Annotated in this window: 15 protein-coding genes and 1 tRNA gene; 14 read left to right on the forward strand and 2 right to left on the reverse strand. The window is 63.6% G+C overall.

The window, feature by feature from the left end:
- Window positions 1-145: 145 nt before the first annotated feature.
- The 3 genes from UP06_RS13755 (at window position 146) to UP06_RS13765 (ending at window position 3,023) form a co-directional block, all read left to right on the forward strand.
- On the forward strand, window positions 146-1,336 hold the full coding sequence (locus UP06_RS13755) for an aromatic ring-hydroxylating dioxygenase subunit alpha (RefSeq protein WP_045003116.1): 1,191 nt from the start codon (window positions 146-148) through the stop codon (window positions 1,334-1,336).
- Window positions 1,337-1,391: 55 nt separating this feature from the next.
- Window positions 1,392-2,687 (forward strand): spinster family MFS transporter, encoded by a 1,296-nt coding sequence (locus UP06_RS13760; RefSeq protein WP_045003117.1) that lies wholly within the window; start codon window positions 1,392-1,394, stop codon window positions 2,685-2,687.
- A 132-nt stretch (window positions 2,688-2,819) separates the two neighbouring features.
- Complete coding sequence (locus UP06_RS13765; RefSeq protein WP_045003118.1) at window positions 2,820-3,023, forward strand: hypothetical protein; 204 nt, start codon at window positions 2,820-2,822, stop codon at window positions 3,021-3,023.
- A gap of 114 nt (window positions 3,024-3,137) precedes the next feature.
- On the opposite strand, the gene UP06_RS13770 is transcribed toward UP06_RS13765, so the two are convergent.
- Window positions 3,138-5,360 (reverse strand): O-linked N-acetylglucosamine transferase, SPINDLY family protein, encoded by a 2,223-nt coding sequence (locus UP06_RS13770; RefSeq protein ID WP_502691550.1) that lies wholly within the window; start codon window positions 5,358-5,360, stop codon window positions 3,138-3,140.
- Window positions 5,361-5,559: 199 nt separating this feature from the next.
- On the opposite strand from UP06_RS13770, the gene UP06_RS13775 reads away from it, so the two are divergent.
- From UP06_RS13775 to UP06_RS42045, 4 genes are all read left to right on the forward strand, one after another.
- Window positions 5,560-5,636 (forward strand) — tRNA-Asp (locus UP06_RS13775).
- Window positions 5,637-5,886: 250 nt separating this feature from the next.
- The gene (locus UP06_RS13780) at window positions 5,887-6,186 is read left to right on the forward strand and encodes an HU family DNA-binding protein (RefSeq protein ID WP_045003120.1); all 300 of its coding nucleotides are present in this window, start codon (window positions 5,887-5,889) and stop codon (window positions 6,184-6,186) included.
- Between the two features lie 119 nt (window positions 6,187-6,305).
- Window positions 6,306-7,556 (forward strand): peptidase T, encoded by a 1,251-nt coding sequence (gene pepT / locus UP06_RS13785; protein WP_045003121.1) that lies wholly within the window; start codon window positions 6,306-6,308, stop codon window positions 7,554-7,556.
- Window positions 7,557-7,629: 73 nt separating this feature from the next.
- Window positions 7,630-7,830 carry a GDCCVxC domain-containing (seleno)protein gene (locus UP06_RS42045; protein ID WP_045003122.1) on the forward strand — a complete coding sequence of 67 codons (201 nt, stop codon included), beginning with the start codon at window positions 7,630-7,632 and terminating at the stop codon, window positions 7,828-7,830.
- A 56-nt stretch (window positions 7,831-7,886) separates the two neighbouring features.
- Here UP06_RS42045 and UP06_RS13795 read toward each other — a convergent pair whose 3' ends face one another.
- A complete protein-coding gene (locus tag UP06_RS13795; RefSeq protein WP_045003215.1) occupies window positions 7,887-8,510 on the reverse strand; it encodes a class I SAM-dependent methyltransferase in 624 nt (207 codons plus the stop codon).
- Window positions 8,511-8,745: 235 nt separating this feature from the next.
- On the opposite strand from UP06_RS13795, the gene UP06_RS13800 reads away from it, so the two are divergent.
- The 7 genes from UP06_RS13800 to UP06_RS13830 all read left to right on the forward strand — a co-directional run bounded on the left by UP06_RS13800 (window position 8,746) and on the right by UP06_RS13830 (window position 15,970).
- Window positions 8,746-9,096 carry a hypothetical protein gene (locus UP06_RS13800; protein WP_045003123.1) on the forward strand — a complete coding sequence of 117 codons (351 nt, stop codon included), beginning with the start codon at window positions 8,746-8,748 and terminating at the stop codon, window positions 9,094-9,096.
- 161 nt (window positions 9,097-9,257) lie between these two features.
- Window positions 9,258-9,812, forward strand: a complete 555-nt coding sequence (locus UP06_RS13805) for a sigma-70 family RNA polymerase sigma factor (RefSeq protein WP_045003124.1) — start codon at window positions 9,258-9,260, stop codon at window positions 9,810-9,812.
- A 162-nt stretch (window positions 9,813-9,974) separates the two neighbouring features.
- The gene (locus tag UP06_RS13810) at window positions 9,975-10,265 is read left to right on the forward strand and encodes a hypothetical protein (RefSeq protein ID WP_045003216.1); all 291 of its coding nucleotides are present in this window, start codon (window positions 9,975-9,977) and stop codon (window positions 10,263-10,265) included.
- A gap of 171 nt (window positions 10,266-10,436) precedes the next feature.
- Complete coding sequence (locus UP06_RS13815; protein WP_045003125.1) at window positions 10,437-10,832, forward strand: hypothetical protein; 396 nt, start codon at window positions 10,437-10,439, stop codon at window positions 10,830-10,832.
- A 133-nt stretch (window positions 10,833-10,965) separates the two neighbouring features.
- Window positions 10,966-11,364: a FixH family protein gene (locus UP06_RS13820; RefSeq protein ID WP_045003126.1), complete on the forward strand. Its 399-nt coding sequence runs from the start codon at window positions 10,966-10,968 to the stop codon at window positions 11,362-11,364.
- A complete protein-coding gene (locus tag UP06_RS13825; RefSeq protein WP_045003127.1) occupies window positions 11,361-12,815 on the forward strand; it encodes an efflux RND transporter periplasmic adaptor subunit in 1,455 nt (484 codons plus the stop codon). The genes UP06_RS13820 and UP06_RS13825 overlap by 4 nt, the downstream gene beginning before the upstream one ends.
- Window positions 12,812-15,970: an efflux RND transporter permease subunit gene (locus UP06_RS13830; RefSeq protein WP_045003128.1), complete on the forward strand. Its 3,159-nt coding sequence runs from the start codon at window positions 12,812-12,814 to the stop codon at window positions 15,968-15,970. The genes UP06_RS13825 and UP06_RS13830 overlap by 4 nt, the downstream gene beginning before the upstream one ends.
- Window positions 15,971-16,090 lie beyond the last annotated feature (120 nt).

Genomic DNA, 16,090 nt, shown 5'->3' on the forward strand with positions numbered 1-16,090 from the left:
GGTGTGCCAAGCCCGCGCACTGCAGCATCCAAATGCAATTAAGAGGCATTTTGAAAATCGTTGACAATGTCATCTATCTACCCTTCACTGGGTCAACAGATGAAGATGACTCGGGTCACCCAAGACCTGCGGCGGGAGGATCAGCATGAACATCACCCAGCGGGATCGCGATCTCGGCACCGCCTATGCGATGAAGCCGGCGCATACGCGCACCGAACTCACCTCGGTCGTGCGCGGCACGCCGATGGGCGAACTGCTCCGCCGCTACTGGCATCCGGTCGGGCTCACGCGTGATGCCACCGACACGCCGAAGAAGGTGCGCACACTCGGTGAGGACCTGATCCTGTTCCGCGACAAGCATGGCCGGGTCGGCCTGTTGCACGCCCGTTGCTGCCATCGCGGCACCACGCTCTATTACGGCAAGGTCGAGGAAGACGGCATCCGCTGCTGCTATCACGGCTGGAAGTTCGACACCGAGGGCCACTGCCTGGAGCAGCCTTGCGAGCCCGATGGCGGTCCATTCAAGGACAAGGTGCGTCAGCCCTGGTATCCGGTCGAGGAGCGCTACGGGCTGATCTTCGCCTATATGGGCCCGGCCGAGAAACGTCCGGTGCTGCCGGCTTACGAATGCCTGGAAAACATGGACGACGGCGAGTTCGTCGAGGCCGACGATTCCTCGATCGGCGGCGGCGGGCCGGCGATCATCCCCTGCAACTGGCTCCAGCATTTCGAGAACGTGGTCGATCCCTATCACGTGCCGGTGCTGCATGGCTCGTTCTCAGGGCCGCAATTCACCAACATGATGGCCTCGATGCCGGAGGTGACGTTCGACAAGACACCGCGCGGGATCGCCGTGCGCTCGATCCGCAAGCAGGACGACGGCAAGGTGTTTTACCGCGTCACTGAAGCGGCGCTGCCCACCTTGCGCGTGGTGCCGAACCCGCGCGTGGCGCAGTTTGCCCGTGTCGAGTCGATCGGCTGGACGCTGCCGATCGACGACACGTCTTTTCGCATCTACGTCGCCGGCCGCGTCAAGAATTCCGGCGACATCGGCCGCATGCGCTCGAAGTTCAACGGCAAGTTCTGGTGGGACATGACGGAGGCCGAGCACCAGCAATTCCCCGGCGACTACGAGGCCCAGGTCGGCCAGGGCGCGACGACCATCCATTCCGAGGAGCATTTTGGCCAGAGCGACCGCGGCATCCTGATGATCCGGCGCATGCTCAGCGAGCAGCTCGATGCGATGGAAGCGGGCCACGACCCAATCAGCGTATCATTTGACGCAGGCGCGCAGCCGGTCGAGTTCGAAGCGGGGAACTATATCCGCGAAGGCTGACAGCCCGCACAAGGGCTGGACCAACGACAACAACAAAGACACATTGGGGGAAGCGATGGTCGATGTGACGTCACAGGTGCCGGTGCAAACAACCGCCGCGGCAACGCCGTCGGCGCGGCGCTATTACGTGCTTGGGCTGCTCACCATCATCTACGCACTGAACTTCCTCGACCGCACGATCTTCAATGTCCTGATCGAGCCGATCAAGAAAGAGTTCCAGCTCAGCGACACCATGATGGGCCTGCTCGCCGGCTTCGGCTTCGCGCTGTTCTATTCCCTGCTCGGCATCCCCATCGCGCGCGTGGCCGACCGGCTCAACCGCCGCAACATCGTGGCGATGGCGTTCGCGTTCTGGAGCGCGATGACGGCGCTGTGCGGCATGGCGTCGAGCGTCACCGCGCTGGCGTTCGCCAGAATCGGCGTCGGCATCGGCGAATCCGCCGGCTCGCCCGCCTCGCAGTCGATCGTCGCCGATCTCTTTGCCAAGAACGAGCGCCCGCGCGCGCTCGGCATCTACGCCGTCGGCACCTATCTCGGCGTTTTCCTCGGCTATTTCGTCGGTGGCTATGTCAACCAGCACTATGGCTGGCGGATGGCGTTCTATGTCGCGGGCCTGCCCGGCATCCTGCTCGCTCTCATCCTGTGGCTGACGGTCTCCGAGCCGAAGCGCGGCGCGATGCAGGAGAGCTTCGTGCCCGAACCGCTCGGCCCAACACTGCGCTTCCTGGCCTCGCAGCAGAGTTTCATCATCGTGCTGGTCGGCTTCTGCCTGACGACCTACACCAATTACGCAACCGCAGCCTGGATCCCGCCGTTCCTCGCCCGCGTGCATCATCTGTCGAGCGCCGAAATCGGCAGCTATGCCGGCACCTTCAAGGGGCTCGCCGGCATGGCCGGCACCCTGCTCGGCGGCTTCGTGGTGGCCAATATCAGCCGCCGCGACGACCGCTGGAAGCTATGGGCGCCGGCGATCACCTCAGGCCTCGCCGGCCCGGTGTTTGCGCTGTGCATGCTGACGCAGGATTTCGCGATGATGGTGGCGATGCTGGCGCTGACCTCGTTCCTGGTCGGCTTCCACCTCGGGCCGATCTTCGCGATCGCGCAGACCGTGGCAAAGCCGAGCATGCGGGCGCTGGCCTCGGCGCTGATTGCGCTGACCGCGACCTGCTTCGGCCAGGGTGTCGGCCCGCTCGCCGTGGGCGTGGTCAACGACGCCCTGAAGGGCAGTTTTGGAGCCGACGCCGTGCGCTATTCCCTGCTCTCGGCGGCGGTCACGACCTCGCTCGGCGCCCTCCTGTTCGTCTGGGCGGCGCGGTCGATCCGGGCCGATATCGGCCGGGCCGCCGCCTGAGGCCGCCAGCCTGGCGAAACCAACCGGGCGCATTAATGAAACCATTTTGCGGAACCCGCGAAACCATCCGGAAACAGATGGTCTCTAGAAAAAGAGCCAACAGACGGGGGCAAAGCCCGTCGGGAGGCTCAGATGAACCATTCAATTCACTCTGCTGATCGCGGTACCCACATGAAGATCGTGGTGGTGGCACTGGTGGCCGGTATCGCAGTGGCCGCCTTCGGGATCGCAGCCCGCACCAACGCCGATTACAGCCAGACCGCCCAGTCCACCCACGTGCTCAAGGCCGGCAAGCCGGTGGTGATCACGAGCTCGGGGACCTCGGAAATCCGCTAATCGCGGAAAAGGTCCGGTTTGAGACGAAACGGCCGCCCCAGGGCGGCCTTTTGCTTTCGAGCAGAGGCTTAAGGCTGCGAGCCAAGCCTTTGAATTAACAGGCTTGGAATCAAATCAGTGGGCCTGCGAGGCGCAATAGTCGCGCCAGAATTGGCGGTAGGCCGCCTCGACGTGGCGAGTATAGATCTCGCCGTTGCCCGCGGCGGACGCCGCGATCCGTGCCGGCAGATCCTTGCGCAGCGCAGCCAGCTCGGTGGGAGCCTCTGCAAACCGCTTTGCGATCGCGATGTAGTCCTCATCATCTTCCGCGACCCAGTCGTCCAGGCCGATGGCCTTGAGAATACCGCCCGCCGCCCGGCCCGAGGTTGAATGGCCGAGCTTGGCGACCACCGGCACGCCCATGTGAAGGGATTCCCAGGTGCCGGCGCCACCGTTCTGCGGGAACGGGTCGAGCGAGATGTCGATGTTCGCGTACTCGGCCATATGCTCGTCGCGCGAACTCGGCCCCAGGCACACCACGCTCTCGTCGGCGATGCCTTGTTCCACGAAACGGGCGACCAGGCGGTCACGCAGACCGGTATCCGCAAGCGCTCCGTGCTTGATGACGATTTTCGATCCCGGCAACGTACGCAGCAGCCTCGACCACACCGCCAGCACCTCATCGGAAATCTTGTCGATCCTGTTGAAGGTGCCGAAGGTGACATAGCCGTTGCGCAACATTGGCAGGTCGGGCCGGTACAGGTCCGACGACGGGGCCGTTATCGTCAGAATGCACGGCAAGTCGTGGATCTTTTCAGCGAAGACATCGCGCACCGCGTGCGGGATCGTGACCGGATCCGCCAGGAGATAGTCCATGGTCTTCAGGCCCGTGCCGGTCGGCGCACCCCAGGCCGATACCTGGATCGGCGCAGGCTTGCGCGCAAAGACCCCCAGGCGATTGCCGGACGAATGCCCCGAGAGGTCGACGAGAATATCGACCTCGTCGGCCTCGATGCGATCCGCCAATTGCTCGTCGGACAGCGGCACCGCATCGACCCAGCGATCCGCGAATGCGCGAAACTCGTCGGTGACCTCATCCTGCAACGGCGAGTTGGAATAACAGACAATCTCGAAATCGGTACGATCGCGGTGGCGCAGCACCGGCATGAAGATGAAGGCCGCCGAATGCCGCCGGAAGTCGCCGGAGACATAACCCACCACCACCCGCCTGTCCGGATCGAGCAGCCGCGGCGCGAGGCTCCGCCGCGGTTGCATCGCCCCGATCGCATCCCACCAGCCTTTGCGCGCCGCCTGGAGCATTGCGAAGTCCGCGCCCGGCAGGAAATCCAGCGCAAAGATCTTGTTGCCTATCGCGTCCTCGTAAGCCGGATGGATCTCCAGCGCTCGGTCGTAATGCGCGATGGCCGCCGCAATGTCGCCGTGGCTCGCAAAGCACACCCCCATCAGGTTGATTGCGATCATGGACTCTGGATTCAGCTCAAGCAGCTTCTTGCAGGCCACCATCGCCTGGGTCGCGTTGTGCATGATGAGGCTGACGGCCGCCTTGGTTCGCAGTGCCAATTCAAGCGTGGGCGCCAACGCAAGCGCCGCGTCAACATCCGCATTTGCCTGAGCAAGGCGATGAAGCCGCAGATGAAGCCGTCCGCGATGTGCCAAGACCTTCTCATTGCCCGGCCTGAGCGCAAGGGCCGCGTTGAACGCGATTTCGGCTGCCTCATAGTTCCGGAGTTCGAGCAACGCGATGCCGCGGCCGGCCATCGCCTCCTGATGCGTCCGCTGGAATGACAAGGCACGTTCGAAGCTTTGGAGGGCCTGCGCCGCCAACTCGAGCGCCAGTTCGGCCATCCCGCGATTGCAGTAGGCGTCGGCGTAATCGGGCTTCAGCTTGATGGCCCGGTCATGGAGCTCGATCGCCTCCCGCGGCAGCCCGAGATGCATCTGGGTATTGCCGAGGTTGGTCAGCGCCATCGGAAAATTCGGATTGAGCGCGACACCCTTCTCCTGAATGGTCCGCGCGTCCTCATAGCGCTTGAGCTCGAACAAGACGGTGCCGAGGTCGCAATAGGCGTTGGCCGAGCGCGGGCTGGCGGCCACCGCGGCGCGAAGCACCGGCTCGGCCTCCTCTGGTCTTTTGACGTCGCTGAGAAACACCCCGAACAGATGCAGCGTGTCGAAATGATCGGGGAGGACCTGGAGGATCTGGCGGCAGATCGCCTCGACCTCGGCATGCCGGCCGTTGCTGTAGGCCTGGTAGGCCGCCGCCAGCGCGGCCTCCGCGTCCTTCTTGAATTTCTTCTGGAGCCTTGCGTTCTGGAAGGCGCGCGAGCCGACGGTCAAGCCAATTGTCCCCGGAAATTGCCTGTGGAGCTTGTAACACTATTGATTGATTCGGAGCCCCGAGGCAGCCGTCCTGGCCGTGGCAATACGGTCCTGCCCTGCTCCGCTCGGCGTTTGATCCCCGTGAATGCAACGTCCTTGACTTCACCATGTCCCCCCTTTAAGTCCCCCCTCGTTCCGCGCGCGTTCAGCGAGCCACGCGGGAGTAGCTCAGTTGGTTAGAGCGCCGGCCTGTCACGCCGGAGGTCGCGGGTTCGAGCCCCGTCTCTCGCGCCATTTTTGGCAACATCTTCAAAAACTTAGCAGAAAACTCTCAGGCTGATTGACGGCGTCGCGCCAGACGTCGGTCGTTCCGCTCGTCCGGGACCGGCGGGAACGCCCGGAATCGCCTGAAAGATCACGCGAAAATCCCCCCGCCTCACAGCTGACGTAGTCAGTCCCATCCCGAATCGTCTAGGCCTGCGGGAACTTGGCAGTTTGGGAGCCCTGCGAGCTTCCGCGAGACAACCGAGGAAGGCCAGACAGCATGGCGAAGAAGGCACCCAGTCCAGTCACCGTCACGCTCAAACACCTTGCGGCCGACATCGCGGAGAGCCAGGATCTCTCCAAGAAGCGCGCCGAGGCCGTCCTCACCGACATGGTCGAGCTGATCACCAAGCACCTCAAGAAGGGCGACCGCGTCCGCATCGTCGGTCTCGGCATCCTCCAGGTCCGCAAGCGCGCCGCCCGCACCGGCCGCAACCCCGCCACCGGCGAGCCCATCCACATCAAGGCCAGCAAGAAGGTCGCGTTCCGGCCGGTCAAGGAACTGAAAGAGGCGATCTAGCCACTAACGTTTCGTTAAGCCTGATCCGGCGCCGTTCCGGCCGCAACGCGGCCCGCTTTTCTGGTATACCGCCTGCTTCCCAAGACCTGCTCCCCAAAGCCCCGGCGGTTTGACCAGAAATGTCCTCCCTCACCTTCACGCACACCGTGACCGAGCGCTTCCTGCGCTACGTCACCATCGACACCCAGTCCGATCCGGAATCCCCGGCCTCGCCCTCGACCGAGAAGCAGAAGGATCTCGGCCGCGTGCTCGTCACCGAGCTGAAGGCCATCGGCATCGCCGACGCCCATCTCGACGATTACGGCTACGTCTATGGAACGATCCCGGCCAACACACCTAAGAAGGTGCCGGTGATCTGCTTCTGCTCGCACATGGACACCTCACCCGACGTCACCGGCAAGAACGTCAAGCCGCAGGTGGTGAAGAACTATCGCGGTGGTGACATCACGCTGCCGGGCGACACCAACCAGGTGATCCGCTTCACTGAACATCCCGCGCTGAAGAACCAGATCGGCAACGACATCATCACCACCGACGGCACCACGCTGCTGGGCGCCGACAACAAGGCCGGTGTCGCCGAGATCATGGATGCCGCGCATTTCATCATCAACAATCCGGATGTGAAGCACGGCACCATCAAGATCCTGTTCACGCCCGACGAGGAAATCGGCCGCGGCGTCGACAATGTCGACATCAAGAAGCTGGGCGCCGATTTCGGCTACACCATGGACGGTGAGAGTGCCGGCAGCGTCGAGGACGAGACCTTCTCGGCCGACGGCGCCACCATCACCATCACCGGCGTCAGCGCGCATCCCGGCTACGCCAAGGGCAAGATGGAGCACGCGATCAAGATCGCGGCCGCGATCGTCGAGCGGCTGCCAAAAGAAGGTTGCTCGCCGGAGACGACGTCAGGCAAGCAAGGCTTTCTGCATCCGGTCGGCATCGAGGGCGCGCTGGAGCAGGCGACGCTCGCCTTCATCGTGCGCGACTTCACCGAGGAGGGATTGAAGGAGAAGGAGATCCTGCTCGAGGGCATCGTCAAGGACGTGATGAAGGACTATCCACGCTCGACCTACAAGTTCGAGGTGCGGGAGCAGTACCGCAACATGAAGCAGGTGATCGACCGCCACCCGCACATCCTCGAATACGCCATCGAGGCGATCCGCCGCGCTGGCTTGCGCCCGATGCGCACCGCCATCCGCGGCGGCACCGACGGCTCGCGCCTCTCATTCATGGGCCTGCCCTGCCCCAACATCTTTGCCGGCGAGCACGCGTTTCATTCGCGTCTGGAATGGGTCAGCCGGCAGGACATGGAAAAGGCGGTGCAGACGATCGTGCACCTTGCGATGATCTGGGAGGAGAAGGCTTAGGGCTGCCCGGCAGGTTCTCCCGAGCCGACGACGAATGAAGGCAGGTGCCGTGGCGACTTGGGGTTCATCGCGAATGCAGTTGGAATCGACGCTGACCTATCCGGAATGCGGCCATCGAGCGCACGAGGCCATGCCGACGGATGCCTGCCAATTTTTTTATGACTGCAAGGGCTGCGGCAAGCGACTGAAACCGAACGCCGGCGATTGCTGCGTATTCTGCTCTTTCGGATCGGTGCCCTGTCCACCGATCCAGGCCGGCGATTGCTGCTCGTAGATTGCGGCGAATAAGGCCAATGCGTACTCCAAAGCCACCGAACTGAAGCGCGCCGACTATTCTAGTCTGAGGAAGGTACTGAACTGAAAGTTCTGGACCGACTCCCACGGCGTCTTGTGCTGGTGTCGGCGGGTGTCCTTCAGTATGAACGCGGAACCGAGCAACACGCCGATCGTGTCGGCACTATGTCGCGTCACCGGCAAGCCGCTGCACTTCTCAGGTCCGTCGAGCGCGAACGTGCCAATGATCGCGTATCCACCGACCTTCAGTCCATGCCGAAGCCGTTCGATGTAAGCGGCTTGCTCCTCGGACGTGTTGAGAAAGTGGAAAGCTGCCCGGTCGTGCCATACATCGTACGTCGTCGCCGGACGCCACGCGGTGACGTCTGCGACAATCCATTTCACCCAATCGGCATCGCGACCAAGTCGCTCACGCGCCGCCGCGAGTGCCGCGGTCGACAGATCGAGCACCGTGACATCCCGGTGTCCCATGGCCAGCAGCGCGTCGACCAGCCGCGATGCGCCTCCTCCAATATCTACGATCGCGGACGACTTGGTGGCACCCGTGAGAGCAATGAGGTCGAGCGAGGGCGCCGGGTTTTCCTGAAACCAGCTGACCTCGCGCTCGCTCTTGGTCTCATATACGTTTTCCCAATGAGTCCGTCGGTCGGAATTGGTCATGGCTCTCTCCCGATGCCCCCCGATCCTAGAAAACGAGCCGGGCGCAAAATAATCGCTTCTGTCCATGGAACGATCCAGCACAAGGCACGTTGGCGATCCAAGTCCCAAGGATAGAGATTGTGAGCACAAAGGCCTCAGCCGGTCAGCCCCGGGCTGGGGCCTTTTCGCGTCTCGCTGGCCAAATTGTGATGGCGGCCCGGTTTACGGGTTCCGTCCCGGCATGCGACAAGGACACATGCTCCTGAAACGGTTCGCCAATGCTGTGGTGATGCTGCTGGTCGCGTCCGGGCTCCTGCTCGCGCCGCTGGCAACGCCTGTGCTTGCCGCGCCCGTCTCCGGCATGACGGATGCGGCCATGCCGACGATGTCCACCGACATGCCCTGCTGTCCAGATCAGAGCAAGGATTGCCAGTCCTGCCCTGTCCTTGCGCTGTGCCTGCTCAGCATCTCTCTGCCAGCCCCTTCCGGCATTGCATCGTTGATCGTCCGTAATCCGTTGCAGCGTGCGCCCGCCGTAAACGATGACCTCCTGATCGACGGACTGGGCGCTAATCCGCCGGACCATCCCCCTCGAACCCTCGTCTGATCGGCGCATCCGCGCCGGACTGGAGACGCGCGGCTGAAGGCAGCGCGCGCCGTCTCGTGCCGTCCCCATCAGACACTATCGAGGAACTACGTCATGACGACGTTGAACGTCGCGTGCCGTCACTGCCGTGGAACACACCTCCGCCTGGAGGTCGACAAGGCATGACGCAATCCCAGGAAACCGAGTTCAAGGCCTTGGTGTTGCGCAGCCATTGTGGCGACCCGGCCGCCTACCGCACGCTTCTCTCCAGGCTAGCTCCGCGCCTGCGCGCCTACCATAAGCGCAAACTGACGATGGCCGGGCGCGGCGTCGAGGAAGCGGAAGATCTGGTGCAGGAAACCCTGCTGGCCATTCACCTCAAGCGTCACACCTACGATCCCGATGCGCTGTTCACACCCTGGCTTCACGCCATCGCGCGCTACAAGCTCATCGACCACCTTCGCCGTGGTAGGGCATCGGTACGCGAGGTGCCAATCGACGAATATCACGACCTGATAGCCGCCGATGATCACGTTGCCCGCGAATGCACGCGCGATATGGCCACATTGCTCGACCGGCTTCCAACACAGATGCGGCTCGCGATCGAGTCCGTGAAGCTCGAGGGCAAAACCGTGTCCGAGACCGCCACACGTTATGGCATGTCGGAATCGAACGTGAAGATCAGCATCCATCGTGGCCTGAAGGCGCTGGCTGCTCTCATTGCAAGGCGGGATTGATTTCCCTCGCATGGACAACTTATTAACCGCCGCGATCGGGACCATCGCGGTGGTTTCGCGCCTCGCTTCACCTTGGCGTGAGGATGTAACCCGATGACGAAAAGCTCCGAACTCGTTTTCAGAGGCCGCGCGGAGCGCGCTTCGACGAACAAGGAGCCAACAATGTCTACGCGGTTCACCAAGCCCGTTCTTGCGTTTTCCGTCCTCGCATCGCTGATGGCGTCGGCAACTGCCAATGCAGGCACGACGATTTCCGATCAACGATACTGGCCGAATGAGGTCGGCTCCGGGTCGTATCATGCCCGCACCACCCAACATCCAGCGCACGATGCTTTCGCCGCAGCTGGAACGGCCATCTCGCCCGCGATGTCCGCACCGCGCGACATTGACGCTTCGGCCACACGCTATGTGGGCGGCCCCAAATCCTCGATCGCACCGTCACGAGGCTTTTAGCGCGGCGCACCGTCCGCCAGATGCGCGTGCGGGACAGAACGCCTGGCGCGCTGGTGATTTGATTGTCGTTAACGATCTCTCCCCCAGAGAAAGCCGGTGATGTCCCGTCCATGGCCAAATCGTGATAGTGAGCCAATTTGCGGGTTCCGCGGTAACGTGCGACAATAATCGATGCTTCTGAAACGGTTCGCCAACGCTGTGGTGGTGCTGCTGGTCGCGTCCGGGCTTCTGCTCGCACCGCTGGCAACCCCTGCGCTTGCCGGACCTGCTTCGGGCGCCTCGCACGATATGCCGGGAATGTCCGGTGACCTGCAAGCCCTGTCGGATGGCACTCAGGCCATGGCTGACGACATGCCCTGCTGCCCGGACCAAACCGGGATCAAGGATTGCGGGTCGTGCCCGTTCGTGGCGCTGTGCCTGCTCAGCATCTCCCTGCCCGCCCCGTCCGGCGCCATGGCCCTGATCGAGCGCCACGCCCAGCACAATTCGCTCACGCTGAGCGATGATCGCCTGATCGACGGGCTCGGCGCCAAGCCTCCCGACCATCCGCCTCGAACCCTGGTCTGACCGGCGCTGACGCGCCTGATGAATGTGCGCGTCGGAGCCGACGCGCGCATCGCTGCCTGCCGTCTTGCCGCGCGTCACGCCCTGTGGCGTGCAGTCCTGGCGGCCCCATCAGACCCATCGAGGAATTGAAATCATGAAGACGTCCAACGTCGCGCGCGCCGCTATGGCCGCGCTGATCGGTGCTGCCGTTGCGGGCACCGCGCATGCCGAAATCAAGAACTACGAATTCCAGCTCGTTCAACCGACCATCAAGGCCGGAGCCGATCGCATCTTGACAGTGCGACTGGTCGACAAGACCACGGGCAAGGCGGTGCCGGATGCGGTGATCTTCGCCAGCCGGCTCGACATGGCGCCGGACGGCATGCAGGAGATGACCACCAAGGTCACGCCGATGCCGGGCACCGAACCCGGCACCTATCGTTTCAAGGCGACCTTCGGCATGGCCGGGCGCTGGCAGCTCTCGCTCGGCGCCAAGGTGCAGGGCGAAACCGAGACGGTCGAAAACAAACTCGTCGTCACGGCCGAGAAATGAACCGCGCCAGCCTTGTGAGCACTGCCGCTGCGATGATCGCAGCGGCAGGTGTCGCGCTATTCGCCGCCGGCGCCATGTCGCGACAGCCGGACGTCAGCGAATTTATATCCACTGCGAACGCAGCGGACATAAATGCCCCGATCTACTATCAGGACCCGGACGGCAAGCCGTTCTATTCGTCGACGCCAAAGAAAACGCCGGACGACCGAGACTATCGCGGTGTCCCCGCGAGCGCCGATATCAGCTTCGATGAGCCGGGCTCGCCGTCGGAGATGAACGCGGCCGAGACCAAGGGCGATCGCAAGATCAAATATTACCGCAACCCGATGGGCCTGCCCGATACGTCGCCGGCACCGAAGAAGGATTCGATGGGGATGGACTACATCCCCGTCTACGAAGGCGAGGACAGCGACGACGGCTCGGTCCGGCTGTCGCCCGGCAAGATCCAGCGTACCGGGGTCAAATCCGAGCCGGCCGAATTGCGCCGGCTCCGGACGCTGGTACGCGCGCCCGGCACGATCCAGCTCGACGAGCGGCGCATCTCGGTGGTCGCCATGCGCGCCGAAAGCTTTGTGCAGAAGGTCGCAGACGTCACCACTGGCAGCCGCGTGGCAAAAGGGCAGCCGCTGATGGATATCTATAGTCCGGCGGTGTCGTCCGCGGCGGCCGAGTATCTCGCGACCATCACCTCGAAGGCGACCGCAGGCATCGAGCCCTATGGCCGGGGCTCCCGGCAGCGGCTCGTCAATCTCGACGTCCCCGAACCCATCATCGCCGAGATGGAGAAAAGTCATTCGGTACCGATCACAATCCAATGGTCGTCCCCGCGTGCCGGTATCGTGCTCCAGCGCAACGCGATCGAAGGCATGCGCGCCCAGCCCGGAGACGTGCTGTTTCGTATCGCCGACATCGCGGTGGTGTGGGCCACGGTCGACGTCGCCGAGCGCGACCTCGGCAGTATCGCCGTCGGCCAACCCGTGACGATACGGGCGCGCAGCTATCCCGGCCGGGATTTTGACGGCCGGATCAGTGTCATCTATCCGCAGGTGAACAAGGAGACGCGCACCGCTCGGGTGCGAATTGAGCTCGCCAACGCCGATTCTGCACTGCTTCCCGACATGTATGTCGATGCCGAGATCGATACCGGCAATCCGACATCGGTCGTCACGGTTGCCGAGAGCGCGGTGCTCGACACCGGCAGCCGGCAGGCCGTTCTCATCGACAAAGGCCAGGGCCGCTTCGAAACACGCGAGGTCAAACTCGGCCGGCGCGGCGGCGGTTACGTCGAGATCCGACAGGGTCTTGCCGAGGGAGAAGCGGTCGTCACCTCCGCCAACTTCCTGATCGACGCCGAAAGCAACCTGAAAGCCGCACTCAAGGGGTTCTCTGAATCCGGTCACGCGCAAGGAACTAATAGCGCCAGCGACAAGACGATTGGAGCCAAGCCATGATCGCGCGCATCATCGCCTGGTCGGCACGCAACCTGCTGCTGGTGCTGTTCGGCACCGGCTTCGCGGCCGCCGCCGGCCTCTATGCGTTGCTCCATTTGCCGCTGGACGCCATTCCCGATCTCTCCGACACCCAGGTCATCGTCTACACCGAATATCAGGGACAGGCGCCGCAGGTGATCGAGGACCAGGTCACCTATCCCCTCGCCACCGCCATGCTGACGGTGCCGAAGTCGAAGGTGGTGCGCGGCTTCTCCTTTTTCGGCGTCTCCTTCGTCTACGTCATCTTCGAGGACGGCACCGACATCTACTGGGCCCGCTCGCGCGTGCTTGAATTTCTCAATGGCGCTGCCGCGCGGCTCCCCGCCGGCGTCACGCCGACGATCGGCCCGGACGCTACCGGCGTCGGCTGGGTCTACCAATATGCGGTGACGTCCAAGGAGTTGAACCTTGCGGAGACCAGGACGATCCAGGACTGGAACCTGAAGTTCGCCCTCGCCAGGGCGGAGGGCGTTGCAGAGATCGCCAGCGTCGGCGGCTTCGTCAGGCAGTACAACGTCATCCTCGATCCGCAGCGCATGCGCGATCTCGGCATCACCATGGCGAAGATGCGCGACGCCATCCGCGCCAGCAATGCCGACGTCGGCGGCCGCACCGTCGAGCTCTCAGAATTCGAGTATGTCATCCGCGGCAAGGGCTATCTCAAGAGCATCGACGATCTCGGCAACATCGTGCTGAAGACCGACAACGGAACGCCGGTCAAGCTGCGCGACGTCGCCCGTGTCGAGCTCGGGCCCGACGAGCGGCGCGGCATCGCCGAGCTCAACGGCGAGGGCGAGGTGGCAAGCGGTATCGTGCTCCAGCGCTTCGGCATGAACGCGCTCGACGTCATCGAGAACGTCAAGAAGCGCTTCAAGGAGATCGCAACCAGCCTGCCGAAATCGGTCGAGATCGTTCCGGTCTACGACCGCTCGAACCTCATCAAGGCTGCGATCGACACGCTCAGGCACACGCTGCTCGAGGAGAGCATCGTGGTGGCGCTGGTCTGCATCGTGTTCCTGCTCCACGTCCGCAGCGCGCTGGTCGCCATCCTGATGCTCCCGGTCGGCGTGCTGATGGCGTTCGGGGCGATGAAGCTGCTCGGGATCGGCTCCAACATCATGAGTCTCGGCGGCATCGCGATTGCGATCGGCGCCATGATCGACGCTGCCATCGTCATGATCGAGAACGCGCACAAGCATCTCGAACGCGTCGGGCCCGGCCGTTCGCGGGTGGCGATCCTGATCGAGGCCGCCACCGAGGTCGGCCCAGCGCTGTTCTTCAGCCTGCTGATCATCACCGTCTCGTTCATGCCGATCTTCACGCTGGAATCGCAGGAGGGCCGGCTGTTCAGCCCGCTCGCCTTCACCAAGACCTTTGCGATGGCGGCGGCGGCGCTGCTGTCGATCACGCTGGTGCCGGCACTGATGGTGATCTTCGTTCGCGGCAAGATCATCCCGGAGCACAAGAACCCGCTCAACCGCTTGCTGATCTGGATCTACCGGCCGGTGATCGCCGGCGTGCTGCGGGCGCGATTCCTCGTGATCGTGCTGGCGCTCGGTGTGCTTGTGGTGTCGATCTGGCCGGCGCGTCAGCTCGGCTCGGAGTTCATGCCGAACCTCAACGAAGGCACCCTGCTTTACATGCCGACGACCTTGCCCGGCATCTCCGTGACCAAGGCGGCCGAGCTGATGCAGACCCAGGACCGCATCATCCGCACCTTTCCGGAAGTTGCGTCGGTCTACGGCAAGGCCGGTCGTGCGGCCACCGCGACCGATCCGGCGCCGTCTGAGATGTTTGAGACCATCGTCGACCTCAAGCCGAAGGACGAATGGCGCCCGGGCGTGACGATCGACAGCCTGATCGCCGAGATGGACAAGGCGCTCCAGTTTCCCGGCGTCTCCAACGCCTGGACCATGCCGATCAAGGCGCGCATCGACATGCTCTCGACCGGAATCCGCACGCCCGTCGGCGTCAAGGTCATGGGCCCCGATCTTGCCGGAATCGACAAGCTGGCCCGGCAGATCGAGCAGGTGCTCAAGGCGGTGCCCGGCACCTCCTCGGCCTATGCCGAGCGGAGCCTCGGCGGCTACTTTCTCGAGATCACGCCGGATCGCGAGGCGTTGTCGCGCTACGGCATCATGGTGCAGGACGTTCAGGACACGATCGCCACCGCGCTCGGCGGCCAGACGGTGACGACGACAGTCGAGGGCCGGCAACGCTTCACCGTCAACATGCGCTATCCCCGCGACCTCCGCGACAATCCCAAGGCGATCGCCAGCGACATCCTGGTGCCGATGCCGGGCGGCGGCGCCGTCCCCCTCGGCGAAGTCGCAAGCGTGACGCCGGCGCGCGGGCCGACCTCGATCCGGACCGAGAACGGGCAACTGGCGACCTACATCTATGTCGACATCCGCGACCGCGATCTCGGCGGCTACGTCGCCGATGCGCAGCAAGCAGTGCAGGCGAGCATGCAGTTCCCGCCGGGTTATTATGTGGTCTGGAGTGGACAGTACGAATATCTGGAACGCGCCACGGCGCGCCTGAAGATCGTTGTGCCGGTCACGCTGCTGATCATCTTCCTGCTGCTCTATCTCAACTTTCGCTCGGTCACCGAGACCGCGATCGTGATGCTGTCCCTGCCCTTCGCCCTCGTCGGCGGGCTGTGGCTGATGTGGTGGCTCGGCTTCAACCTGTCGGTCGCGGTGGCCGTCGGCTTCATCGCGCTCGCAGGTGTCGCAGCCGAAACCGGCGTGGTGATGCTGATCTATCTCAACCAGGCGCTCTCCGAGGCCAAGGCGCGCTGCGCGTGCGCAGGCCGCGCCCTGACCCGCAACGATCTCGACAGGGCCATCATGGAAGGCGCCGTCGAACGCGTCCGTCCGAAGATGATGACGGTGGTTGCGATCATGGCCGGCCTGCTCCCGATCATGTGGAGCAGCGGAACGGGATCGGAGATCATGCAGCGCATCGCCGTGCCCATGATTGGCGGCATGATCTCGTCGACGCTGCTGACGCTGATCGTGATCCCCGCGATCTTCGGGCTAGTGAAGGGCTTTGGGCTGCGTTCAGGCGATGGGGCAGTCGTGCCGGAGCAGGTTTCGGAGGCCGCCGAATGAACTCGTAGCCCCTGCATGTTGCGGGCCCGTGGCTGTCGCATGACCACGCGCGGCTGCGACGATGAGTTCCGCACACGTAACATTATTGCAGATCGACACAGTTCCGGGTCCCGTGCTACG

Origin of the sequence: Bradyrhizobium sp. LTSP857 (assembly GCF_000938285.1) — a bacterium.
Classification (GTDB): domain Bacteria; phylum Pseudomonadota; class Alphaproteobacteria; order Rhizobiales; family Xanthobacteraceae; genus Bradyrhizobium.